Below are 23,964 nucleotides of genomic sequence, written 5' to 3' on the forward strand. Positions count from 1 at the left end.
GTCAGACGGTCGCGGCGCGTTGGCGCCAGGCTTGGGAGCGGCGCAACAGGCCGCGTGAGGCTGCGGCCAGCAGCAGTGAAGCGCCGGCACTGGTCAGCAGAATCAACGTGGACATCGCGGCGGCACCACCGACGTTGCCGGCATCGTCCATGTTCAAGCACGGCGACGGCAGCCAGGATGGTGTCGGGGCTGTACAGGAATATCGCCGCCGACACGGTGGTCATCGCCGAGACGAACAGGTAGCGAATGATGTCGAGCAGCGCCGGCAGGCAGATCGGCACGGTCACCCGCAGAAAGTGCCTGTACAAAGGCGCCTTCAGCGACAGCGCTGCGGCCTCGAATTCGCCGTCAAGCTGGCGCAGGGCGGTGCTCGCGGTCATCTGAGCGGTGGTCAGGTAGTGGGCGATGGTGCACACCACCAGTAGCCCCATGCCGCCGTAGAACACATGCAGCGGGTTGCCGTTCAGGTTGAAGAAGAATACGTAGCCCAGGCCCAGCACCAGGCCTGGCACGGCCATGGGAATGAAGCTGAGCAGGCGCAGCGCCTGGTTGAGCAGGCGTTGGCCCTGGGTCTTCTCCATCAGGTAGGCGCCGGTGAAGATCACCATGCTGCCGATCAGCGCGGTGCCGATGGCCATGGTCACGCTGTTGCGGTAGGCCAGCCAGCCGCCACCAGCGGTGTCTTCGAACATGTAGTGACGCAGCGACAACGACAGGTTGTACGGCCAGAACGTGACCAGCGACGAGTACACCGCCATGCCGATCACCAGCAGCAACACAGCGCACACCAGCAACACGATCATCAGGAAGCAGGCATCACGGCCCCGCGACGGCTTGGGCTCGAACACCTGGGCACGGCCGCTCATGGCCTCGCCCTGTCGCCGGCGCAGCCAGGCATCGACGGTAAAGCTGAGCAGCGCCGGCACCAGCAACACCATGCCGATCAACGCACCACGGCCGAACTGTTGCTGACCGACCACCGCCTTGTAGGCTTCCAGCGCCAGCACCTGATAGTCGCCGCCGACCACGACCGGCACTCCGAAATCGGTGATGGTCAGGGTGAAGACCAGGCAGAACGCCGCGAACACTGCCTGTCGCGTAGCCGGCCAGGTAATGCTGGTGAACGCCCGCCAAGGGCCGGCACCCATGCTGGACGCTGCGTCGAACAGGCGTGCATCGGCCAGCGACAGCGCCGACAGCAGGATCATCAGGGCATGCGGGAAGGTGTAGATGGCCTCGCCCAGCACAATCCCCCAGAAGCCATAGATGTTGTCGCTGAGCAACCCGCGCAGCAGCCCCTGGTTACCGAACAGGTAGACCAGGGCGATGGCCGGCAACATCGACGGTGCCAGCAGCGGCAGCAGCGAAATGCCCCGCCACAGGCCCTTGGCCGGAATCAGCGTGCGTTGCAGGGCGTAGGCGAACAGGTAGGCCAGCGGTACCACGATGGCCGCCACCGTGAAGGCCACCGACAGGCTGTTGCCCAGTAGCCAGTGGAAGTTTTCGCTGGCGAACAGCTCGCGGGCCGCCAGCAGGCCACCACCCTGGCCTGCTTCGGCACTGAAGCCGCGCCAGAAGATCGCCAGCAGCGGCATCAGCACCGCCAGCACCAGAAGGATCAGCAGCAGGCTCTTGCCGCCGACGACGAACAACCGGTCACCCAGGGCGACGCCCGCACGCGGCGCAACTTTGGGCGGGTTCAGCGGCAGGGACATTGGCGCGGCCATCTCAGGCAAACACCTGCAGGCTCTGCGGCGGCAGTGCCACCCAGATGTCCTGCGAACCCAGGCGCGGCATGGCCTCGGGGGCCAGCTCCGCCAGCAGTGCATGGCCCGGCAGGGCCTTGAGCTCGAAGCTCATGCGGCAGCGGTTACCGAGGAAGGTAATTTCGCGGACCATGGCCGGGAACAGGTTTTCTTCGTGCACCGCCGGGTTGACCGTGATCGCCTCCGGGCGGCAGAACAGCCGGCCGCTGCTGGCCTGGGCGGAACCTGGAGCCAGGCGCATATTCATACCACCGACCTGGGCATGGCTGTCACTGCTGCGCTGGAACGGCAACCAGTTGCCCTGGCCGACGAACTCGGCAACGAACGGCGTGGCCGGCTGGTCGTAGATCTGCTGCGGGGTCGCATATTGCTCCACCTGGCCGTTGTTCATCACCGCGATGCGGTCGGCCATGAGCATGGCTTCGTCCTGGTTGTGGGTGACCATCAGCGTGGTGATACCCAGCTGGCGTTGCAGCTGGCGCAGTTCGGTGCACAGGTGCTCGCGCACCCGGGCGTCCAGTGCCGACATCGGCTCGTCCAGCAGCAGCAAAGAGGGCGACGGTGCCAGTGCGCGGGCCAGGGCCACGCGTTGTTGCTGGCCACCGGAAAGCTGGCCTGGGTACTTTTTCTCGCTACCAGAAAGGCCTACCAGTTCGAGCATGTTGGCCACCCGCTGGCGGGCCTGCTCGCGGCCACTGCCGGTCAGGCCGTAGGCGATATTGGCTTCGACGGTGAGATTGGGGAACAGTGCGTAGGACTGGAACAGGATGCCGTAGTCACGGGCCTGAGGTGGCAGCTTGGAGATATCGCGCTCGCCGATGTACAACGTACCGCGGTCCTGGCGCTCCAGGCCGGCGATGCAACGCAGCAGAGTGGTCTTGCCGCAGCCGGACGGGCCGAGCAGACACACCAGTTCGCCGGCGGCGATGTCCAGCGAGACATCGTTGAGCGCAGTGAAGGCGCCGAAGCGCTTATGGATGTTGCGCACTGTCATCTGTGCGCCGGGGGTGGTGTTGTTCATGGCAGGGCCTCATCGAAGAGATGGGGGCCATGCTAGGAAGGCTGTGCGAAGGTTCTGTGGCTTCAGGGTAAAAGCGGGTGATAGTGGTATAGGCAGATTTTGTAGTGGCCTGACAGGACCTCTTCGCGGGCAAGCCCGCGAAGAAGCCAACACAAATCTATAAGTGTGAGCCGGCCACTTCCTGCGCCACCCCAAGGAAGGCCGCCGGCAACCGGGCCTGACGCCTTTCCTTCAGGCAATACAGGTACTCATGCATCACCGGCGCGTTCTCCAGCGCCAGCACCCGCAACTCAGGGTTGTGCGGTACCTCGTGCCGGGCAATCACGCTGATGCCGATATTGCGCAGCACTGCCTCGCGGATCGACTCGCGGCTGCTGATCTCCAGCAATGTCCCGGCCTTCACCCCTGCCTCCTGCATCATCTGCTCGGTCAGCGTACGTGTGGTCGAGCCTCTTTCGCGCATCAGCAGGCAATGCCCGGCCACCACATCAATGGACACCGCCTGGCGGTGTGCCAACGGGTGGTTGCGATGCACCGCCACCACCAACGGGTCAGTCCCCAGCACCCGCCGCACCAGCCGCGCGTCTTCCAGCAGTTGCGACGAAGCAGCGATATCCACACGGTAGTCGTCGAGCATCTCCAGCACTTGCTGCGAGTTGCCGATTTCCACCGCCACTTCCACCTGCGGCAGCCGTTCGCGGTAGATCTTCACCAGGTCGAGAATGTAGTAAGGCGCCGTGGCCGCGATGCGCAGGCTGCCCTGCGCCTGGCTGCTGTTGCGCAGTTTGAACTCGATGTCCGCTTCCTGCTGCAACAGCGCCTTTACCATCGGCAGCAGGCGCACGCCCTCCTCGCTCAGCACCAGGCGCCGCCCGCCACGGTAGAACAACTCCACCGCGTACTGGCCTTCCAGGTTGCGGATCTGCGTGGTTACCGTGGGCTGGCTGAGCCCGAGCTTCTTCGCCGCCAGGGTGATGCTGCCCAGGCGGGCCACCATGTAAAAGGCTTTCAGCTCCGAACTCAGCATGCACGTCCTCTATTTGCGCAACAGGCGCAAGCCGTTGAACACCACCAGCAGGCTCACGCCCATGTCGGCGAACACCGCCATCCACATGGTGGCCATGCCGGCAAAGGTGATCGCCAGAAATATCGCCTTGATGCCCAACGCCAGAACGATGTTCTGCATGAGGATCGCCGCACTTTGGCGCGACAGCCTGACGAAGGCCGGGATTTTCCGCAAGTCATCGTCCATCAGCGCCACATCGGCGGTCTCTATGGCTGTGTCGGTGCCGGCTGCCGCCATGGCGAAACCGATCTCGGCGCGAGCCAGTGCCGGGGAGTCGTTGATACCGTCACCGACCATGCCCACCCGATGGCCTTGGGCGTACAGAGCTTCGATGCTCTTGAGCTTGTCGGCAGGGAGCAGGTTGCCTTCGGCGCGGTCGATACCCACCACCTTGGCGATGGCCTGGGCGGTATGCGGATTATCGCCGGTCAGCATGACCGTCTTGATACCCAACTCGTGCAGCTCGGCGATGGCCTGGCGGCTGCTTTCCTTGACCGTGTCGGCCACGGCGAACAGCGCCAACGGGCCGGAGCGGTCGAGCAGCAGCACCACGGTCTTGCCCTGGCGCTCCAGCGCATCCAGCTGGGCCTCGAGCGCGGGCGAGCACAGCCCCAGCTCCTCGACCAGGCGGTGGTTACCCAAGTGGTAAACCTCACCCGCGATGGTGCCGCGCACGCCGCGCCCGGCCAGGGCGACGAAGTCATCGACCTCGCTCAAGGTCAGGCCTTGCTCCTTGCCGAACTGGGCAATGGCGCGAGATACCGGGTGGTCCGAACGCTCGCCCAGGCTGGCGGCCAGCGCTTGCGCGCGGCCTTCGAACAGCGTCTCAAGTACCTTGGCGTCGGTTTGCACCGGCTTGCCGTGGGTAATGGTGCCGGTCTTGTCCAGGGCCAGGAAGTCCAGGTGGCGCCCACCCTCCAGGTAAACACCGCCCTTGATCAGGATGCCTTTGCGCGCCGCCGCGGCCAGGCCACTGACGATGGTCACCGGGGTCGAAATCACCAGGGCGCATGGGCAAGCCACCACCAACAGCACCAGGGCGCGATAGACCCAGTCGAACCAGGCACCAGCCATGAACAGCGGCGGTATCACTGCAACAGCCAGGGCAATGGCAAACACCACCGGGGTGTAGACGCGCGAAAACCGGTCGACGAAGCGCTGGGTCGGCGCCCGTGCGCCTTGCGCCTCCTCCACGGCCTTGATGATACGCGCCAGGGTCGATTGCCCGGCAGCGGCGGTAACGCGGAACTCCAGCGCCCCGGCCTGGTTGATGGTGCCGGCGAACAGCTTGTCACCCACAGACTTCTCTACAGGCAGGCTTTCGCCGGTGATCGGTGCCTGATCGACGCTGGATTGCCCGCTGGCCACTTCACCGTCCAGGCCAATGCGTTCGCCGGGGCGTACCCGCACCAAGGCACCAATGGCCACCTCCCGCACCTCCACTTCCCGCCATTGGCCATCGGCCTGGCGCACGGTGGCCATGTCGGGGGTGAGCTGCATCAGGCCCCCGATGGCATTCCGCGCGCGGTCCAGCGAGCGGGCTTCGATCAGTTCGGCAACGGTGAACAGCACCATCACCATGGCCGCTTCCGGCCACTGGCCGATCAGCACCGCGCCCGTCACGGCGATGCTCATCAGCGCGTTGATGTTGAGGTTACGGTTTTTCAGGGCGATCCAGCCCTTCTTGTAGGTACCCAGGCCACAGCCGAGGATCGCTGCCAGCGCCAGCGCCGCCACCACCCACTCCGGTGCTAGCGCGGCAAAATGCACGATTTCGGCGGCGATCGCGGCAATACCTGACAGCGCCAGCGGCCACCAACGGGTCTTGACCACTTGTGCTGCGCTGGTGGCTCCGTCGTCTTCGGCGCCAAGCGGCTCGGCTTTCATGCCCAGGCTGTCGATTGCCTGCTCGATTTCCGTTGTGCCCCCCAGGGTGTGACGCACGCCAAGCACACGGTTGATCAGGTTGAATTCCAGCTGCTCGATACCAGGCAGCTTGCCCAGCTTGTCCTGGATCAGGGTCTGCTCGGTAGGGCAGTCCATGGCCTCAATGCGGAAACGGCTGAACTGGGCGTGGCTGCTGGCCTTTTCGCTCAATTGCACCTTGGCAGGTGCAGCGGCGGCGCTACAGCAGCTGTGGGCGTGGTGATCGTGTTTGTGTTCGTGGCTGACAGGCTGGTTCATGGGGGCATCCTTAATTTGAGCCTGTTGCCAAGTGAACACCCTGTAGCCACTATAGGGTCAAGCTATCTGCTGGAGAATTTCGTGATGAAAATCGGAGAACTGGCCAAGGCCACCGATTGCGCGGTGGAAACCATCCGCTACTACGAGCGTGAACAGTTACTGCCAGAGCCGGCGCGTAGCGACGGTAACTACCGGCTGTACACCCAGGCCCATGTCGAACGGCTGACCTTCATCCGCAACTGCCGCACCCTGGACATGACCCTGGATGAAATCCGCAGCCTGCTACGCCTGCGCGACAGCCCCGACGATTCGTGCGGCAGCGTCAATGCGCTGATCGACGAGCATATCGAGCATGTGCAGGCACGCATCGATGGGTTGGTGGCGCTGCAGGAACAGCTTGTGGAGCTACGGCGGCGCTGCAATGCACAGGGGGCTGAGTGCGCGATCTTGCAGCAACTGGAAACGAACGGGGCGGTATCGGTGCCGGATACCGAGCATTCGCATGTGGGGCGTAGTCACGGACATTGAGCCCCAAAAGCTTCGCGGGCACGCCCGCTCCCACAGGGACCGCGCCGCACCTGAAGGCTGCGCTGTACCTGTGGGAGCGGGCGTGCCCCGCGAATAGGCCAGTTCAGGCAATAGCGATCAGTCAGACCGCCATCGGCGCTGTCATCGGCGCATGATGCTCATACCCTTCCAGCCAGAAATCACTCGGTTCGATCTTCTCCAGCCACTCCGGCTCGTACTTGCCGGTCTCGGCAAATGCCGGCACGCGGTCGCTGATCACCAGCTTCGGCGCTGCCAGCGGCTCACGCTTGAGCTGCTCGTTGAGCATGTCCAGGTGGTTTTCATACACATGGGCATCGCCGATGAAGTAAGTGAACCAGCGCGGGGTGTAACCGGTCAGGCGGCCGAACAGCGACAGCAGCGCCGCGCCTTCGGTGAGGTTGAACGGCGTACCCAGGCCCAGATCGTTGGAGCGGATGTACAGGGTCAGGGAAATTTCCTTCGTCTCTACATTCGGGTGGAACTGGTACAGCAGGTGGCACGGCGGCAGGGCCATTTCGTCCAGCTGCGCGCAGTTCCAGCCGTGGAACAGGATACGGCGGCTGCCCGGGTCATTGGCGATGGTATCCAGGCACTGGCGCACCTGGTCGATGGCCTTGTACAGGATGACGAACGCGACGCCGTCCTCCTCGTCCTGGGCGATGCGGCGGAAGCCCGCCTTTTCAGCCATTTCGATGGCCGCCGGGTTGCTCAGCGGGATGCGCTTGTAGCCTGGCCACTGGCGCCATTGCACGCCGTAGATCTCGCCCAGGTCGTCATGCCCCTGGCGGAACGGGTTGGCCAGCCACTGGGCGTTCTCGTTGGCGTTCTGGTCCCACACCTTGCAGCCCAGCTCGCGGAACTCACCGGCGTTCTTCACGCCACGCAGGAAACCGACCATTTCACCGATCGCCGACTTGAACGCCAGCTTGCGCGTGGTGATGGCCGGAAAGCCCTTCTGCAAGTCGAAACGCAGCATGGCGCCCGGCAGGCTGATGGTACGGATGCCGGTGCGGTTGCCCTGCAGCGTGCCGTTTTCGATGACGTCGCGGACCAGGTCCAGATACTGTTTTCATGGCTTACCTGTAGCAAGAACGGCAGGAGGATCGCCCCTGCCGTGGGATTAATCAGGCGGGTTTCGCCGTGGGCTTGCGATTATAAGCCCACCAGATCAGGCCAAGGCCAGCCAGGATCATCGGGACACACAGAATCTGACCCATGGTCAGCCAGCCCCAGGCCAGGTAGCCAAGCTGGGCATCCGGTACACGGACGAATTCGACGATGAAGCGGAAGATGCCGTAGAACAGCGCGAACATGCCGGAAACCGCCATGGTCGGCCGCGGCTTGCGCGAGAACGCCCAGAGGATCAGGAACAGCGCCACACCTTCGAGTGCGAACTGGTACAGCTGCGACGGATGACGCGGCAATTGCGCCGGGTCGCTGAACGGCGGGAAGACCATCGCCCATGGCACGTCGGTGGCCTTGCCCCACAGCTCGGCGTTGATGAAGTTGCCGATGCGCCCGGCGCCCAGACCGATCGGCACCAGCGGGGCGACGAAGTCCATCAGCTCGAAGAACGACTTGTTGTTGCGCTTGCCGAACCACAAGGCCGCCAACATCACGCCGATGAAACCGCCATGGAACGACATGCCCCCCTTCCACACCTCGAAGATCAGCGTCGGATTGGCCAGGTAAGCGTGCAGGTCGTAGAACAGCACGTAGCCCAGGCGACCACCGACAATCACACCCATCGACAGCCAGAACACCAGGTCGGAGAGTTTTTCGCGTGTCCAGGTGGGATCGAAGCGGTTCAGCCGGCGCGAGGCGAGCAGCCAGGCACCGCCGATGCCGACCAGGTACATCAGGCCGTACCAATGGATTTTCAGCGGCCCGAGGGCCACCGCCACGGGGTCTATCTGCGGGTAAGGCAGCATGGAACTTCCTCTCGATTCAAATCAAAAAGCTGAGGCCGACACAGAACAGCAGGGCTGCGAACAGGCGTTTCAACAGACGTGGCGACAGCTTGTGCGCCAGGCGCGCGCCGAAGCGGGCGAAAAACATGCTGGTCACGGCAATGCCGACCAGCGCCGGCAGGTACACGTAACCCAGGCTGTGGGCCGGCAGGTGCTCTTCATGCCAGCCCAACAGCATGAAACTCAGGGCACTGGCCACCGCAATCGGCAAACCACAGGCCGAGGAGGTGGCCACTGCCTGCTGCATGGGCAGGCTGCGCCAGGTCAGGAACGGCACGGTCAGCGAGCCGCCGCCGATGCCGAAAATGGCAGAAGCCCAGCCGATCACTCCACCGGCACCGATCAGCGCTGGCTTGCCGGGGATACCACGGCTGGCCTTGGGCTTGAGGTCCAGGGCCATCTGCGCGGCGATGACCAAGGCGAACACACCGATGATCTTTTGCAGCAACGGCCCCTGTATCAGCGAGGCGGTCTTGGCGCCGACACCGGCCCCAAGGAGGATGCCAAGGGTCATCCAGGCGAAGATCGGCCATTGCACCGCGCCCTTGCGCTGGTGCTCGAGCACGGCGTTTATCGAGGTGAAGACGATTGTGGCCAGCGACGTACCGACCGCCAGGTGAGTCAGCACCGAGGCATCGAAACCCTGCAAGGTAAAGCTGAACACCAGCACCGGCACGATGATGATACCGCCGCCCACGCCGAACAGCCCGGCCAGCACTCCGGCACAGGCGCCTAACAGCAGATAGAGCACGAATTCCATTCGCCATCCCCGAGAAATCAATCCGGCATGGTAACGGAAGCCGGGTTCGAGGCTCTAGTGAAGTCTGTGTCAGGATGGAACCGCCCCACGGCTATGGGTACAGTGGCGGAAAACACAGAGGCCCAACCGATGTGCCTGATCGTATTCGCCTGGCGGCCGGGGCATGCCCTGCCGCTGATCGTGGCGGCCAACCGCGACGAGTTCTATGCCCGCCCTACCCAGGCCCTGGCAGCTTGGGAAGATGCACCGGGGGTTTATGCCGGGCGCGACCTGGAAGCGCGCGGCACCTGGCTGGGCGTGGGCCCGCAGGGGCGGTTCGCGGCATTGACCAATATTCGTGACCTGGGGCAGGCACTCGGCCCGCGTTCGCGAGGCGAACTGGTGGCGGCCTACCTGCAGGGTGAGCAGGGGGTCGAGGCTTACCTGGACCAGGTAGCCAGCCGCAGCGGGCAGTATTCGGGGTTCAACCTGCTGGTGGGCGATGGGCGGCAGCTGGGTTACCTGCACGCCCGGGACGCAGCGCCGCGCTTGCTGGCAGCTGGGGTTTACGGGCTTTCCAATGCCGGGCTGGATACGCCGTGGCCGAAGCTGGTGAAGGCGCGTAGCGGGTTGGAAGGGTTACTGGAAACGCCAGAGCCTCAGCGCTTGCTGGCATTGCTGGCAGATGCCGAGCCGGCGCCGGAGGGCGAATTGCCGGAAACGGGGGTGGGGTTGGCGACCGAGAAACTGCTGTCGAGTGTGTTCATTGCCAGCCAGAATTACGGGACGCGGGCGAGTACGGTACTGATTGTGGATGATCAGGGCAGAAGGCGGCTTATTGAGCGCAGTTTCGGGCCCTTTGGTGGACATCTTGGGGAGATAGAGCTTTCAGTCTGATCTTTTGATGTTGCCTGTACTGGCCTCTTCGCGGGCTTGCCCGCTCCCACAAGTACAGCGCTGTACCTGTGGGAGCGGGCAAGCCCGCGAAGAGGCCAGTACAGGCACCCTCACCCTCACAGGGTTTTATTGGCCCCAGGCCCGATCATCCGCGCCAGCCCGAGGTTCTTCAGGGCCAGTTGCAGCGAGCTGTGGATAACCTGCGGGTTGTCATGGCTCAAGGCCTCGGTCAGCAATTCCTTGGCCTTGCCCAGGTTGATCTGGCGCAGCATCCACTTCACCTTCGGCAGGTTGGTGGCGTTCATCGACAGGCTGTCGAAGCCCATGGCCATCAACAGTATCGCCGCTGCCGGATCACCGGCCATCTCGCCGCAGATACTCACCGGTTTGCCTTCGCCATGGGCATCGCGCACTACCGTGTTCAGCGCCTGCAGCACCGCCGGGTGCAGGTAGTCGTACAGGTCGGCGACCCGCGGGTTGTTGCGGTCCACCGCCAACAGGTACTGGGTCAGGTCGTTGGAGCCGACCGACAGGAAGTCCACCTGCCGTGCCAGCTCCTTGGTCTGGTACACCGCCGCAGGAATTTCCACCATCACGCCAACCGGTGGCATCGGCACATCGGTACCTTCGTCACGCACCTCGCCCCAGGCGCGGTGGATCAGGTGCAGTGCCTCTTCCAGCTCATGGATGCCGGAAATCATCGGCAGCAGAATACGCAGGTTGTTAAGCCCCTCGCTGGCCTTGAGCATGGCGCGAGTCTGCACCAGGAAGATTTCCGGGTGGTCGAGGGTGACGCGGATGCCGCGCCAGCCCAGGAACGGGTTTTCTTCCTTGATCGGGAAGTACGACAGCGACTTGTCACCGCCGATGTCGAGGGTCCGCATGGTCACCGGCAGCGGGTGGAAGGCCGCCAGTTGCTCGCGGTAGATGGCCAGCTGCTCTTTCTCGCTGGGGAAGCGCTGGTTGATCATGAACGGCACTTCGGTGCGGTACAGCCCTACCCCTTCGGCACCACGCTGCTGGGCACGGGCCACGTCGGCGAGCAGGCCGGTGTTGACCCACAGCGGCATACGGTGGCCGTCCGGGGTAACGCACGGCAGCTCGCGCAGGGCATCCAGGCCCTGGGCCAGCTGGCGCTCCTCCTCGACAACGTCGCTGTACTGCTTGCGCAGCACTTCGCTGGGGTTGGTGAACACCTCGCCCTTGTAGCCGTCGACGATCATCTCGATGCCGTCGACCTTGGAATATGGCAAATCGACCAGGCCCATCACCGTGGGGATGCCCATGGCGCGCGCCAGGATAGCGACATGGGAGTTGCCCGAGCCCAGTACCGAGACCAGGCCGACCAGCTTGCCTTCCGGCACTTCGCCGAGCATCGCCGGGGTCAGCTCTTCACTGACAAGAATCGTGTTGTCGGCATACACCAGCGACTGCGCGCGGGCTTCCTGCAGGTATGCCAGCAGGCGCCGGCCAAGGTCCTTGACGTCGGAGGCACGCTCGCGCAGGTAGTCATCGTCCATCAGTTCGAAGCGGTTGACGTGCTCGCCCACCACCTGGCGCAGGGCCCCCTGGGCCCATTGGCCGGTCTTGATGACTTCGGTCACCTCACCGCCCAGGGCGGCGTCTTCGAGCATCATCAGGTACACATCGAACAGTGCACGCTCTTCCGGGCGCAACTGGGTGGCCAGCTTGGCAGACAGCTTGCGCATGTCGTCGCGCACGCCTTCGAGGGCGTTCTGGAACAGCTTCAGTTCGGCATCAATGTCATCGACGATCTTGTCCGGTACCACTTCCAGGTCAGCCGGCGGCAGCATCACCACGGCGCGCCCCACGGCGGCGCCAGGCGAACCCGGCACGCCGACGAAGCGCGCTTCCTGGATGCCCTTGCCCTGGCGGCCCAGGCCGCGGATCGAGCCGGTCGCCTCGGCGTGGGCGATAACCCCTGCGAGCTGGGCGCTCATGGTGACCAGGAAGGCTTCTTCGCCCTCGTCGAACTGGCGGCGCTCCTTTTGCTGGATGACCAATACCCCGACCACGCGGCGGTGGTGGATGATCGGTGCACCAAGGAACGACGCGAATTTTTCTTCGCCGGTTTCGGCAAAGTAGCGGTAACGCGGGTGGTCGGCAGCGTTTTCCAGGTTGAGCGGCTCTTCCCGGGTACCGACCAGGCCGACCAGGCCTTCGTTGGGGGCCATGCTGACCTTGCCGATGGAGCGCTTGTTCAGGCCTTCGGTGGCCATCAGCACGAAGCGGTTGGTTTCCGGGTCGAGCAGGTAGACCGAGCAGACCTGGCTGCCCATGGCCTCCTTGACACGCAAGACAATGATCCCCAACGCCGACTTGAGATCTTTGGCGGAGTTTACTTCCTGGACGATCTTGCGCAGCGTATTGAGCATGGCTCGGGGTCGAACTCCGTCGTCAGTCGCGCGTCAGCAGACGCGGTGCTAGCTCTTTCAGGGCGCGTCGGTAGACCTCGCGCTTGAATGTCACAACCTGGCCCAGCGGGTACCAATAGCTGACCCAGCGCCAGCCGTCGAATTCCGGCTTGCCGGTCAGATCCATCCGTACTCGTTGTTCGTTGCTGACCAGGCGCAGCAGGAACCATTTCTGCTTCTGGCCGATGCACAGCGGCTGGCTATGCGTACGCACCAGCCGTTGGGGTAAACGATAACGCAACCAGCCACGTGTGCAGGCAAGAATTTCCACATCATCGCGTTCAAGGCCAACTTCTTCGTTCAGCTCGCGGTACAGGGCATCTTCCGGCGTCTCGTCAGGGTTTATGCCACCCTGGGGAAACTGCCAGGCATCCTGGTTGATCCGTCGAGCCCATAGCACCTGCCCGGCATCATTCGTGAGAATGATCCCGACGTTGGGGCGAAAACCATCCGGGTCGATCACGGCAGCAACCTCGCAAACGCATGTCACCGCATTGTTCCACAAAGCCTGCGAGCGCAGCAACGCGCCCGCCAAGCTTATGTGCAGCGGCGTGAAAACTCCGTATTCTGCGGGCCTACCCTGTGGCTGATGGGAGTGACCGCGATGCGCCTGGCTTTATTCGACCTGGACAATACCCTCCTCGGTGGTGACAGCGACCATGCCTGGGGTGACTACCTTTGCCAGCGCGGCATCCTTGACCCGGTTGCCTACAAGCAACGCAACGATGGCTTCTACCAGGACTACCTGAACGGCACCCTGGACCTGCAGGCCTACCTGGCCTTTTCCATGGAAATCCTTGCGGCCACACCGGTAGCCCAGCTCGACGAATGGCACCGCGATTTCATGCGCGACTGCATCGAGCCGATCATCCTGCCCAAGGCGCTGAGCTTGCTGCAGCAGCACCGCGAGGCCGGCGACCAGTTGGTGATCATCACCGCCACCAACCGCTTCGTCACCGCACCGATTGTCCGGCGCCTGGGCGTTCGCGTGTTGCTGGCGACCGAATGCGAGAAGCGTGATGGCTGCTATACCGGGCGTAGTATCGATATACCGTGTTTCCGTGAAGGCAAGGTGACGCGGCTGGAGCGCTGGATGCTGGAGAACGGCTTCGATCTTGAGGACAGCTACTTCTATAGCGACTCGATGAATGACCTGCCGTTGCTCGAGCGGGTGACGCATGCGGTGGCGGTGGACCCCGACCCGAAGCTGCGGGCGGAGGCCGAGAGGCGTGGCTGGCCGGTGGTTTCGCTGAGGCTTGAGGTTTTCCTGTGCTGGCCTCTTCGCGGGCTTGCCCGCTCCCACAGGGCTCACCACAAGCCTTGAGGGCTACGCTGTACCTGTGGGAGCGGGCAAGCCCGCGAAGAAACCAGCACAAAGCTGTCAGACTGGCTTGGCGCCCATAAGCCCGGCAATGGACAGGAAGCAAACCCCGCTGAACACCGCCAGTGCCAAGGTAAACCGCAACCCCACCACCTCGGCCTTGCGCAGCCGGTTCAACCGCACCAGCAGCCACCACACGGCAAACGCGCCCAGCGTATAGATGACACTGGACGCCAGCACCCAGGTCTGCCCCAGCGGCCAGCCCACCAGGTGTACCAGCCACCAGCCGCTGAACGGCATGCTCACCAGGCACAGGCCCATCACCAGCCAGACGAACACCAGCGGTCGACGCAACAGCTTGGCGTAGGCCTCGGTATCGCCCTGGCGGCGGGCGCGTACGGTCCAGATCGCCAGGCCCAGGGCGCCCAGCAGCAGGAGGGCGGTGGCAGCGATGTGCAGGGTCTTGAGGGTGGTCAGGTGATCCATGTCTCGGTTGTCCTTGAACAGGCCATTTCGTGCAGGCTTCTTCGCGGGCTTGCCCGCTCCCACAGGGATATCACAGGCGCTGAAGCCTGCGAAGTACCTATGGGAGCGGGCGAGCCCGCGAAAGGGCCATCAGCCCCAGCTTAGCTGCTCAGCCCAGGAACAGCTTGTAAGCCGGGTTGTCAGTCTCGTCCCAGTACGGGTAGCCGATCTTCGCCAGTGCCGCCGGCACCAGGTGGCGCTCGTCCTCCGGCACCTGCAGCCCCGCCACCACGCGCCCGTCAGCGGCGCCATGGTTGCGGTAATGGAACATCGAGATGTTCCAGCGTCCGCCCAGCTTGTTGAGGAAGTTGAACAGCGCCCCCGGCCGCTCGGGGAACTCGAAGCGCAGCACCATCTCGTCACTGGCACCGGCCGAATGGCCACCGACCATGTGGCGAATATGCAGCTTGGCCAGCTCGTTGTCGGTCAGGTCGGTAACCGGGAAGCCCTGCTCGCCCAGTTGCTGCACCAGCGCCGCCCGCGGGTCGTTTTCCGGGTGGGTCTGCACGCCGACGAAGATATGCGCCTCGTCGGAGGTGTGCTTGCGGTAGTTGAACTCGGTGATCTGGCGCTTGCCGATGGCCTCGCAGAATGCCTTGAAGCTGCCCGGGCGTTCGGGGATGGTCACGGCGATGATCGCCTCGCGCTTTTCACCCAGCTCGGCACGCTCGGCCACATGGCGCAGGCGGTCGAAGTTGACGTTGGCACCCGAGTCGATGGCAACCAGCGTCTGCCCGGTCACGCCGTACAACTCGACGTACTTCTTGATGCCCGCCACGCCCAGGGCACCGGCAGGTTCGGTGATCGAGCGGGTATCGTCGTAGATATCCTTGATTGCCGCGCAAATTTCGTCGGTACTGACGGTGACCACTTCATCCACATGATGGCGGCAGATATCGAAGGTGTGCTGACCGATCTGCGCCACCGCCACACCGTCGGCGAACAGCCCGACCTGCGGCAAGACCACGCGCTCGCCAGCCGCCATGGCCGCCTGCAGGCAGTTGGAGTCGTCCGGCTCGACGCCAATCACCTTGATTTCCGGGCGCAGGTACTTCACATAGGCAGCAATGCCGGCGATCAGGCCACCGCCACCCACCGGCACGAAGATCGCGTCCAGCTGGCCAGGGTGCTGGCGCAGGATTTCCATGGCCACGGTGCCCTGCCCGGCGATGGTGTGCGGTATCGTCGTAGGGGTGGACGTAGACGAAACCCTTTTCATCGACCAGTTTCAGCGAATAGGCCAGCGCCTCGGGGAACGAGTCGCCATGCAGCACCACCTTGCCGCCCCGCGAACGCACGCCTTCGACCTTGATCTCCGGGGTGGTCTTGGGCATCACGATCGTGGCCTTGATGCCCATTTCGCGTGCAGCCAGGGCCAGGCCCTGGGCATGGTTGCCGGCCGAGGCGGTGACCACGCCACGGGCCAGTTCTTCCGGGCTCAGCTGGGCCAGCTTGTTGTAGGCCCCGCGTATCTTGAACGAGAACACCGGCTGCAGGTCTTCACGCTTGAGCAGAATCTGGTTGCCCAGGCGCTTGCTCAGCTGCCCGGCGCTCTGCAGCGGGGTTTCGACCGCAACGTCGTAGACGCGCGAGGTGAGGATCTTCTTGACGTACTGTTCGAGCATCGGGAAAGCATCACTGGGCCGCGGGACAAGGGCTTGGAGTCTACCCCAGCGCTACGTCGGGCTACCACAGCAAAGCCGCCCGAGCCGTTATACTAGGCTCTTTTCAAATCCGCCCTGCCCCTCTCGGAGCCCGCATGACCCAGGACCAACTCAAACAGGCCGTCGCCCAGGCCGCTGTCGACTTCATTCTGCCCAAGCTGGATGAAAAGAGCGTCGTCGGCGTCGGTACCGGTTCGACCGCCAACTTCTTCATCGACGCCCTGGCTCAGCACAAGACTGCCTTCGACGGCGCGGTCGCCAGCTCCGAAGCCACCGCCCAGCGTCTGAAGGGCCATGGCATCCCGGTCTACGAGCTGAACAGCGTCAGCGAACTGGAGTTCTACGTGGACGGCGCCGACGAGAGCGACGCGCACCTGAACCTGATCAAGGGCGGCGGCGCAGCCCTGACCCGCGAGAAGATCGTCGCCGCCGTGGCCAAGACCTTCATCTGCATCGCCGACGCCAGCAAGCTGGTACCGGTGCTGGGCGCCTTCCCGCTGCCGGTCGAAGTGATCCCGATGGCCCGTAGCCACGTGGCGCGTCAGCTGGTCAAGCTGGGCGGCGACCCGGTGTACCGTGAGGGCGTGGTGACCGACAACGGCAACGTGATCCTCGATGTGCACAACCTGCAGATCACCAACCCGGTGGAGCTGGAAGCACAGATCAACGCCATCGTTGGCGTGGTGACCAACGGCCTGTTCGCGGCGCGGCCGGCGGATTTGCTGCTGCTGGGTACCGCTGAGGGCGTTAAGAGCCTGAAGGCCGAGTAACCTTCTTCGCGGGCGCGCCCGCTCCCACAGGTACTGCACAGGGGTCTGAAAACTGTGGCGTACCTGTGGGAGCGGGCATGCCCGCGAATTGGCCCTCGCAGGCACTCACTCCGCCGGCTGCCTGAACACATAGAACAGGTTCGGCTCACTGACCAGGTAGATGGTCCCCGCCTCGTCCATCGCAATCCCCTCCGCCTGCGGCACCGTCGCCTGCAACCCCTGGAACCCCTTGCGCAATGACAAGGTGCTCAGCGGTCGGCCCTCCACATCCAGCTCCAGCACCAGCCGCGACTCGTCCGACAGCGCCAGCAGGTGCCCGCTACGCTCATCGAACTGCAAGCTCGACAGGTCCCGCACGAACAGCCGCGAATCGCGCTTGCGGTCCTGCACCACATGCACCGCATAGGGCTGCTCCGGGTTTTCGTGCGGGAAACCATGCACCTCGTAGATCAGCATCGGGTCACGTTCCTTGGCCACGAACAGGCGCTTGCCCGCCGAATCGTAGGCCAGCCCCTCGAAGCCCTTGTTGCCGTTCAGGCCAATGCCCAAGGTCAGCTGCTCGGCATCGCCGGCATCGAGGAACATCGTGTCGTCTTCCAGGCGCACGCGAATCAGCCGCTGCTGACGCTCGTCGGTGATCACATAGCTGTTGGGCCCGACGTACTCCACGGCTTCCGGGTCGCCGAAGCCGGTAAGCGGTACCCGGCGCAGGATGCGGCCGTCCAGCGAGAGCTCGATCAGCTCCGAGCGGGCATTGGTGACGGTAAACAGGGTTTTGCGATCTGGGTCATAGGTCAGCGCCGATAGGTCGTCATCCAGCCCTTCGACCGGCTGCGCCTCCACCACTACCTGGTAACGGTCCAGGCCGATGCTCTGTTCGGCGGGTTGCCACCAGGCCTTGAGGTTGAACCAGCCACGCTCGAACAGGCGGAACTCCTGCCCGGCCAGGCCGAGCAGAAGCAGGCCGATGGCGGCCAGGACAAGGAGCAGGCGAACAGAATGACGCATGAGGGCAGACTCGACATAGGGATGGCGAATCTAACCATGAGCAACTGAAATAAAGCTTAATGCCAGCATCCGAAAAGCCGGATATTGGGCTCAGTTCTTTCTGAAGCGATAGAACAGGGCCGGCTCGCTGACCATGTACAGGTTGCCCTTGTCGTCCATGGCAACCCCTTCGGCCCGCGGTATGGTGCCCTGCAAGCCGTTGAAACCGCCCAGCAAGGTCATGAAACTGACTTGCTGGCCCTGCTCGTCCAGTTCCAGCAGCATGTTGGAATCGGCCGAAAGTACGAGCAGGTGGCCAGTACGCGGGTCGACGCTCAGCGCCGAGAGGTTGCGCAAGTCCAGTTCATCGCTGGGCAATGGCTGCTTTTCGCCCGTGAGCGGGCTGTGGCCATCGGTGTTCCAGGTGTACAGCCTGGGCGGGCGCTCCTCGCCAATGACCAGGCGCTGACGCAGTGGGTCCCAGGCTACCGCCTCGAAGCCCTTGTTGCTCTTCACCGACTGGCCCAGGTCGTGGCTCTGGAAATCATCATGGTTCAACGCGGTGGTCTGCGCATCCACCTTGACCAGGGTCAGGTCGTGCAGGCGCTCGTCGGTGATTGCCAGGTAGCCGTCTTCCAGCACGGCGACGCCTTCGGGGTTGTTCCAGCCGTTGAGCGGGATCTTGCGCAGTATATCGCCATCCAGGCTCAGTTCGACCAGGATCGGGTTCTTGCCCATGACCGCGAACAGGGTGCGGGTACGCGGGTTGAAAGCCACGTCCGAGGCTTCATCGTCGTCCATGCCCGGCAACGGCTTGGCATCGATATCCACCTGGTAGTCCGGCAGCCATACACTTTCGCTGCGCTCGGCGGTGCTTTCGAAGCTTTCCTTGACCCACAGCGCACCGCGGTCATCCCAGTGCATGGCCATAGCCACGCCATAGCCGATTACCGCTGCCACGGCCAGGCCGAAGGGCCAGCGCAGGAAGAAACGACGCTTGGGGGTTGCCGGGGCGCTGGTGGGAGATGGCATGCGGGGTTCCTGGGAAATAGGCGTAGATCCGCGCATTATCCTGATCGGGTGTGAAAAATCGGTAAACAGGACCGGCCTCTTCGCGGGCACGCCCGCTCCCACAGGGATATCACAAGCTTCAGCCCTGTGAATAACCCTGTGGGAGCGGGCGTGCCCGCGAAGAAGGCAACCCGGTCTTGAATCAGAGCACCCGGCTTTCGAAGCGGCTCACACCCGGCAGCTCAAGCACCACTTCGTCACCGACATTGAACGGACCTACGCCCGCCGGGGTGCCGGTGAGGATCACATCCCCCGCCTGCAGCGAGAAATGCGCGGCCATGTACTGGATCATCGGCACAATAGGGTTGAGCATCATCGCGCTGTTACCGTCCTGGCGCACTTCGCCGTTGACGGTCAGGCGCACCGGGATGTCGGTCAAGGTCTCGAAGCTGGCGGCCGACACGAACGGCGGCAGTACGCAGGCGCCATCGAAGCACTTGGCCAGTTCCCAGGGCAGCCCCTTTTCCTTCAGCTTGGCCTGCACGTCGCGCAGGGTAAGGTCCAGCGCCGGGGCATAGCCGGAAATGGCGTCCAGCACCTCTTCCTCGGTCGGATGAGTTGACAGCGGCTTGCCCAGCAACACGGCAATTTCAGCCTCATAGTGCACCGAACCGCGCTCGGTCGGGATCTTGAAGCCACCTTCGGCCGGCACCACGCAACTGCCCGGCTTGATGAACAGCAGCGGTTCGGCGGGGATCGGGTTGTCCAGTTCCTTGGCATGCTCGGCATAGTTGCGGCCGATGCACACCACCTTGCCCAGCGGGAAGTGAATGCGCGTGCCGTCTACGTACTGGTGCTGGTAACTCATGGCCGACTCCTCTGGATACTGCTTTCTATTCAGGTGCGAAGATCTTACCCGGATTCATGATGCCGTTAGGGTCGAACACGGCCTTTATTGCTTTCATGCAGGCGATTTCTTCCGGCGAGCGGCTGTAGCCCAGGTAGTCGCGCTTGGTCATGCCCACACCATGCTCGGCGGAAATCGAGCCGTTGTAGCGCTCGACAATCTCGAACACCCACTTGTTGACCTTGGTGCACGAGGCGAAGAAGTCGTCCTTGCTCATGTGCTCGGGCTTGAGAATGTTCAGGTGCAGGTTGCCGTCACCGATGTGGCCGTACCACACCACTTCGTAATCCGGGTAATGCTCGGCAACGACGGCATCTATATCGCGCAGGAACGCTGGCACTTTCGATACGGTGACCGAAATGTCGTTCTTGTACGGGGTCCAGTGCGAGATGGTTTCCGACAGGTACTCGCGCAGTTTCCACAGGTTTTTCAGCTGGGTCTCGCTCTGGCTCATCACCCCGTCCAGCACCCAGCCCTGCTCGACGCAGTGTTCGAAGGTGGCCAAGGCTTCGTTTGCCACCTCTTCGGTGCTGGCCTCGAACTCCAGCAGCGCGTAGAACGGGCAGTCGCTCTCGAACGGCGCCGGCACATCGCCACGCGCCAGGATTTTGGCCAGGCCCTTGTCAGAGAAGAACTCGAACGCGGTCAGGTCCAGCTTGCCCTGGAAGGCATGCAGCACCGGCATGATCGAGTCGAAATCCGGGGTGCCTAGCACCATCGCGGTGAGGTTGCGCGGCGCACGGTCCAGACGCATGGTGGCCTCGACCACGAAGCCCAGGGTACCTTCGGCACCGATGAACAGCTGGCGCAGGTCGTAGCCGGTGGCGTTCTTGATCAGGTTCTTTGTTCAGCTCCAGCAGTTCGCCCTTGCCGGTGACCACTTTCAGCCCTGCCACCCAGTTACGGGTCATGCCGTAGCGAATCACCTTGATCCCGCCGGCATTGGTGCCGATATTGCCGCCAATCTGGCTGGAACCGCTGGAGGCGAAGTCCACCGGGTAATACAGGCCCTGCTCTTCGGCATAGGCTTGCAACTGACGGGTAATCACCCCTGGCTGGCAAACCACGGTGCGGTCGAAGGCATTGAAGCCGAGTATCTGGTTCATGTAGTCGAAGGCGACCACCACTTCACCATTGGCCGCCACGGCGCCGGCGGATAGCCCTGTACGCCCGCCAGACGGCACCAGTGCCACCTTGTGCGTATTGGCCCAGCGCACGATCGCTTGCACCTGCTCCACCGTCCTGGGGAAAACGATGGCGCTGGGCGCCGGTGGGTAGTGCTTGGTCCAGTCCTTGCCATAGGCTTCCAGGGAAGCTGCGTCGGTCAGGACCTTGCCAGGGTCGACAAGGGTCATCAGTTCATCAATTACAGCGGGGTGAGTCATCGCTGGAACTCTCGACTTATTCATAGTCACCCTGAGCACTCTTCACCTGTCGGGATAAGCTCAGATTGTGTCGCGTATGCTAGCATAGCCCTCCCGCTGTTCATGCTAAGGCTGCCTTTGCGCCTGGCATCACCCTCGCCATTTTTTCTCCGGGATACAGGTTTACGCAGATGAGCAAGACTTCTCTCGACAAGAGCAAGATCCGGTTCCTTCTTCTTGAAGGTGTGCACCAGAACGCGGTCGATACCCTCAAGGCCGCCGGCTACACCAACATCGAATACCTCACTGGTTCGCTGCCGGAAGCCGAGCTGAAGGAAAAGATCGCCGATGCCCACTTCATCGGCATCCGTTCGCGCACCCAGCTGACCGAAGAGATCTTCGACTGCGCCAAGAAACTGGTCGCCGTTGGCTGCTTCTGCATCGGCACCAACCAGGTCGACCTGGAAGCTGCCCGCGAGCGCGGTATCGCCGTGTTCAACGCGCCGTACTCCAACACCCGTTCGGTTGCCGAACTGGTACTGGCCGAAGCCATCCTGCTGCTGCGCGGCATCCCTGAGAAGAACGCTTCCTGCCACCGTGGTGGCTGGATCAAGAGCGCGGCCAACTCGTTCGAGATCCGCGGCAAGAAACTGGGCATCGTCGGTTATGGTTCGATCGGTACCCAGCTGTCGGTGCTGGCCGAAAGCCTGGGCATGCAGGTCTACTTCTTCGACCCGCTGACCAAGCTGCCACTGGGCAACGCCGTTCAGGTCACCAGCCTGCACGAGCTGCTGGGCCTGGCCGATATCGTTTCGCTGCACGTACCTGAGCTGCCATCCACCCAGTGGATGATCGGCGAGAAGGAAATTCGTGCAATGAAAAAAGGCTCGATCCTGATCAACGCCGCACGTGGCACCGTGGTCGAACTGGACCACCTGGCCGCCGCCATCAAGGACAAGCACCTGATCGGCGCCGCCACATCGACGTGTTCCCGGTCGAGCCACGCTCCAACGACGAAGAGTTCGAAAGCCCGCTGCGCGGCCTGGACAACGTGATCCTGACCCCGCACATCGGTGGCTCCACCGCCGAAGCCCAGGCCAACATCGGTCTGGAAGTAGCCGAGAAGCTGGTCAAGTACAGCGACAACGGTACCTCGGTGTCCTCGGTCAACTTCCCGGAAGTAGCCCTGCCGGCGCACCCTGGCAAGCACCGCCTGCTGCACATCCACGAAAACATCCCGGGCGTGCTCAGCGAGATCAACAAGGTCTTCGCCGAGAATGGCATCAACATCTCCGGTCAGTTCCTGCAAACCAACGATAAAGTCGGTTACGTGGTGATCGACGTGGACGCCGAGTACTCGGACCTGGCGCAAGAGAAGCTGCAACAGGTCAAGGGCACCATCCGCTCCCGCGTCCTGTTCTGAGTTCGCTGGCAGCATGAAAAAGGGAGGCCCTGGTGGCCTCCCTTTTTTTGCCTGTGAAATCGACGTCGCCTGCTTCGCGGGCTTGCCCGCTCCCACCGGTTCCCCACGAGCCTCGAAGCCAGTGGAATCCTGTGGGAGCGGGCAAGCCCGCGAAGAGCCCGACACCTATTTCACGTCGACAGTAATCTTCTGCGACACGACGCTCGGCTTGAACGGCACGTGATACTGGTCACCCAGCACCAGTTGCAGGGTGTGCTTGCCCGGGGTCAGGGTAATGCTGGTTTCGGTCTGCGCCTTGCCGAAGTGCAGCACCTGCGGGCCATCCGGCAATGCGGTGCCGGCCTGTGGCATCAGGCTGGTCGGCAGCGCCATGTCGGCTACCGGCTCTTTATCCACATCCACCAGCAGGTGGTGGTGGCCGGTGTGCGGGGTGCTGTCACCCGCAGGCTTGAGCGCCATACCCTCGATGCCGAACTTGACGGTGAAGGTCCTGTCGACCGTGGCGCCATCGGCTGGGGAAACGATGAAGACCTTGGCCTCCTTGGGCGGCTCCTGGCTTTTCAGGGCATCTGCGGCGCTGGCGAACATTGACGCTCCCATCAACAGACCAGCAACGGCAGCACGCGAAAATAGGCTGTTCATTCACTTCTCCTGTGATTCACTTATTGACCGCCGCCACTATTCCGGTGGCGGCGGTAGTTCACCTTAGTTGATATGTTCGTCCAGATGTTCACATCGTCAGGCAGAAATATTTCAATCAGGGTTAAACAATGCCGAGGCTTCAAGGTCATAGGCTGCGCTCGACCACGGCGAGGAAGAAAGCCGTGGCGAAGGTTATTCATCTGCCAAAGATATAAAGGGGCTTTTCATGCGTACGACTATTGGGGTAATGCTGGCGGTACTGATCACGCCATTGGCTCAGGCCGAGCTGATTGATGATATTGCCGACCGGGGCGAACTGCGCATTGCCGTGCAGGCCGACAACTCGCCGTACGCATTCAAGGAAAACGACCACCTGAGCGGCTTCGAGATCGACTTCGGCCAGGCGCTGGCCAAGGAACTGGACCTGCGCGCCGAATTCATCGAAGCCCCTGCCGCAGAGGTGCTGCCGGGTGTCGAGGCTGGCAAGTACGACATAGCACTGACCCCGTCGAGCGAATCGCCCAAGGGTAACGGCCCGCTCGATGTGAGTCTGCCGTTCAGCGAGAAGCAGCTGGTGATCCCGTTCCAGAAGGACAACCCGGCGTTCGAGAGCGCGGTGAACAATGCACTGCAGCGGCTCAAGGACAACGGGCGAACTGCCGAGCTTGAGCAGAAATGGTTCAAGGGGGTGCCTGAGACTGCGGCCGGGCAGTAAGTGCTTGA

Annotated in this window: 17 protein-coding genes and 5 pseudogenes; 6 read left to right on the forward strand and 16 right to left on the reverse strand. The window is 63.1% G+C overall.

The window, feature by feature from the left end; translation table 11 throughout:
• Position 1: 1 nt before the first annotated feature.
• The 4 genes and pseudogenes from QIY50_09255 to QIY50_09270 all read right to left on the reverse strand — a co-directional run bounded on the left by QIY50_09255 (position 2) and on the right by QIY50_09270 (position 6,037).
• Positions 2–1,727, reverse strand: a pseudogene (locus QIY50_09255) (putative 2-aminoethylphosphonate ABC transporter permease subunit).
• A 1-nt stretch (position 1,728) separates the two neighbouring features.
• Positions 1,729–2,787 (reverse strand): putative 2-aminoethylphosphonate ABC transporter ATP-binding protein, encoded by a 1,059-nt coding sequence (locus QIY50_09260; protein WGV22337.1) that lies wholly within the window; start codon positions 2,785–2,787, stop codon positions 1,729–1,731.
• 157 nt (positions 2,788–2,944) lie between these two features.
• Complete coding sequence (locus tag QIY50_09265; GenBank protein ID WGV22338.1) at positions 2,945–3,814, reverse strand: LysR family transcriptional regulator; 870 nt, start codon at positions 3,812–3,814, stop codon at positions 2,945–2,947.
• A 9-nt stretch (positions 3,815–3,823) separates the two neighbouring features.
• A complete protein-coding gene (locus QIY50_09270) occupies positions 3,824–6,037 on the reverse strand; it encodes a heavy metal translocating P-type ATPase (GenBank protein WGV22339.1) in 2,214 nt (737 codons plus the stop codon).
• A gap of 84 nt (positions 6,038–6,121) precedes the next feature.
• On the opposite strand from QIY50_09270, the gene cadR reads away from it, so the two are divergent.
• On the forward strand, positions 6,122–6,565 hold the full coding sequence (gene cadR, locus QIY50_09275; protein ID WGV22340.1) for a cadmium resistance transcriptional regulator CadR: 444 nt from the start codon (positions 6,122–6,124) through the stop codon (positions 6,563–6,565).
• Positions 6,566–6,686: 121 nt separating this feature from the next.
• On the opposite strand, the gene QIY50_09280 is transcribed toward cadR, so the two are convergent.
• The 3 genes from QIY50_09280 to QIY50_09290 all read right to left on the reverse strand — a co-directional run bounded on the left by QIY50_09280 (position 6,687) and on the right by QIY50_09290 (position 9,316).
• Positions 6,687–7,646, reverse strand: coding sequence for a thymidylate synthase (locus QIY50_09280; protein WGV23029.1), 960 nt, complete (start codon positions 7,644–7,646; stop codon positions 6,687–6,689).
• 64 nt (positions 7,647–7,710) lie between these two features.
• A complete protein-coding gene (lgt, locus tag QIY50_09285; GenBank protein ID WGV22341.1) occupies positions 7,711–8,517 on the reverse strand; it encodes a prolipoprotein diacylglyceryl transferase in 807 nt (268 codons plus the stop codon).
• A gap of 16 nt (positions 8,518–8,533) precedes the next feature.
• The gene (locus QIY50_09290; protein ID WGV22342.1) at positions 8,534–9,316 is read right to left on the reverse strand and encodes a sulfite exporter TauE/SafE family protein; all 783 of its coding nucleotides are present in this window, start codon (positions 9,314–9,316) and stop codon (positions 8,534–8,536) included.
• Between the two features lie 129 nt (positions 9,317–9,445).
• Here QIY50_09290 and QIY50_09295 point away from each other — a divergent pair, with 129 nt between their 5' ends.
• Positions 9,446–10,192, forward strand: coding sequence for an NRDE family protein (locus QIY50_09295; protein ID WGV22343.1), 747 nt, complete (start codon positions 9,446–9,448; stop codon positions 10,190–10,192).
• Between the two features lie 116 nt (positions 10,193–10,308).
• Here QIY50_09295 and ptsP read toward each other — a convergent pair whose 3' ends face one another.
• Positions 10,309–12,588: a phosphoenolpyruvate--protein phosphotransferase gene (gene ptsP / locus QIY50_09300; protein ID WGV22344.1), complete on the reverse strand. Its 2,280-nt coding sequence runs from the start codon at positions 12,586–12,588 to the stop codon at positions 10,309–10,311.
• Between the two features lie 22 nt (positions 12,589–12,610).
• On the reverse strand, positions 12,611–13,090 hold the full coding sequence (locus QIY50_09305; GenBank protein WGV23030.1) for an RNA pyrophosphohydrolase: 480 nt from the start codon (positions 13,088–13,090) through the stop codon (positions 12,611–12,613).
• Between the two features lie 141 nt (positions 13,091–13,231).
• Here QIY50_09305 and QIY50_09310 point away from each other — a divergent pair.
• Positions 13,232–13,882, forward strand: a pseudogene (locus tag QIY50_09310) (HAD family hydrolase).
• Between the two features lie 126 nt (positions 13,883–14,008).
• Here the strand turns inward: QIY50_09310 and QIY50_09315 are convergent.
• Both QIY50_09315 and ilvA read right to left on the reverse strand, forming a co-directional pair.
• A complete protein-coding gene (locus QIY50_09315; GenBank protein ID WGV22345.1) occupies positions 14,009–14,434 on the reverse strand; it encodes a DUF2269 domain-containing protein in 426 nt (141 codons plus the stop codon).
• 148 nt (positions 14,435–14,582) lie between these two features.
• A pseudogene (gene ilvA / locus QIY50_09320) lies at positions 14,583–16,098 on the reverse strand (threonine ammonia-lyase, biosynthetic).
• A 134-nt stretch (positions 16,099–16,232) separates the two neighbouring features.
• On the opposite strand from ilvA, the gene rpiA reads away from it, so the two are divergent.
• Complete coding sequence (rpiA, locus tag QIY50_09325; protein WGV22346.1) at positions 16,233–16,907, forward strand: ribose-5-phosphate isomerase RpiA; 675 nt, start codon at positions 16,233–16,235, stop codon at positions 16,905–16,907.
• Positions 16,908–17,012: 105 nt separating this feature from the next.
• Here the strand turns inward: rpiA and QIY50_09330 are convergent, their stop codons facing one another.
• The 4 genes and pseudogenes from QIY50_09330 to QIY50_09345 all read right to left on the reverse strand — a co-directional run bounded on the left by QIY50_09330 (position 17,013) and on the right by QIY50_09345 (position 21,197).
• Positions 17,013–17,915 carry an SdiA-regulated domain-containing protein gene (locus QIY50_09330; GenBank protein ID WGV22347.1) on the reverse strand — a complete coding sequence of 301 codons (903 nt, stop codon included), beginning with the start codon at positions 17,913–17,915 and terminating at the stop codon, positions 17,013–17,015.
• Positions 17,916–18,005: 90 nt separating this feature from the next.
• The gene (locus QIY50_09335; GenBank protein WGV22348.1) at positions 18,006–18,926 is read right to left on the reverse strand and encodes an SdiA-regulated domain-containing protein; all 921 of its coding nucleotides are present in this window, start codon (positions 18,924–18,926) and stop codon (positions 18,006–18,008) included.
• Positions 18,927–19,107: 181 nt separating this feature from the next.
• On the reverse strand, positions 19,108–19,773 hold the full coding sequence (locus QIY50_09340; protein ID WGV22349.1) for a fumarylacetoacetate hydrolase family protein: 666 nt from the start codon (positions 19,771–19,773) through the stop codon (positions 19,108–19,110).
• A gap of 25 nt (positions 19,774–19,798) precedes the next feature.
• Positions 19,799–21,197 (reverse strand): annotated as a pseudogene (locus tag QIY50_09345) (FAD-binding oxidoreductase).
• A 170-nt stretch (positions 21,198–21,367) separates the two neighbouring features.
• On the opposite strand from QIY50_09345, the pseudogene serA reads away from it, so the two are divergent.
• Positions 21,368–22,599, forward strand: a pseudogene (serA, locus tag QIY50_09350) (phosphoglycerate dehydrogenase).
• Positions 22,600–22,764: 165 nt separating this feature from the next.
• On the opposite strand, the gene QIY50_09355 reads toward serA, so the two are convergent.
• Positions 22,765–23,241, reverse strand: coding sequence for a DUF4399 domain-containing protein (locus QIY50_09355; protein ID WGV22350.1), 477 nt, complete (start codon positions 23,239–23,241; stop codon positions 22,765–22,767).
• A gap of 226 nt (positions 23,242–23,467) precedes the next feature.
• Between QIY50_09355 and QIY50_09360 the strand changes: the two genes are divergently transcribed.
• Positions 23,468–23,956, forward strand: coding sequence for a transporter substrate-binding domain-containing protein (locus QIY50_09360; GenBank protein ID WGV22351.1), 489 nt, complete (start codon positions 23,468–23,470; stop codon positions 23,954–23,956).
• Positions 23,957–23,964: the final 8 nt, after the last annotated feature.

The sequence above is a fragment of the Pseudomonas putida genome (assembly GCA_029953615.1).
Classification (GTDB): Bacteria; Pseudomonadota; Gammaproteobacteria; order Pseudomonadales; family Pseudomonadaceae; genus Aquipseudomonas.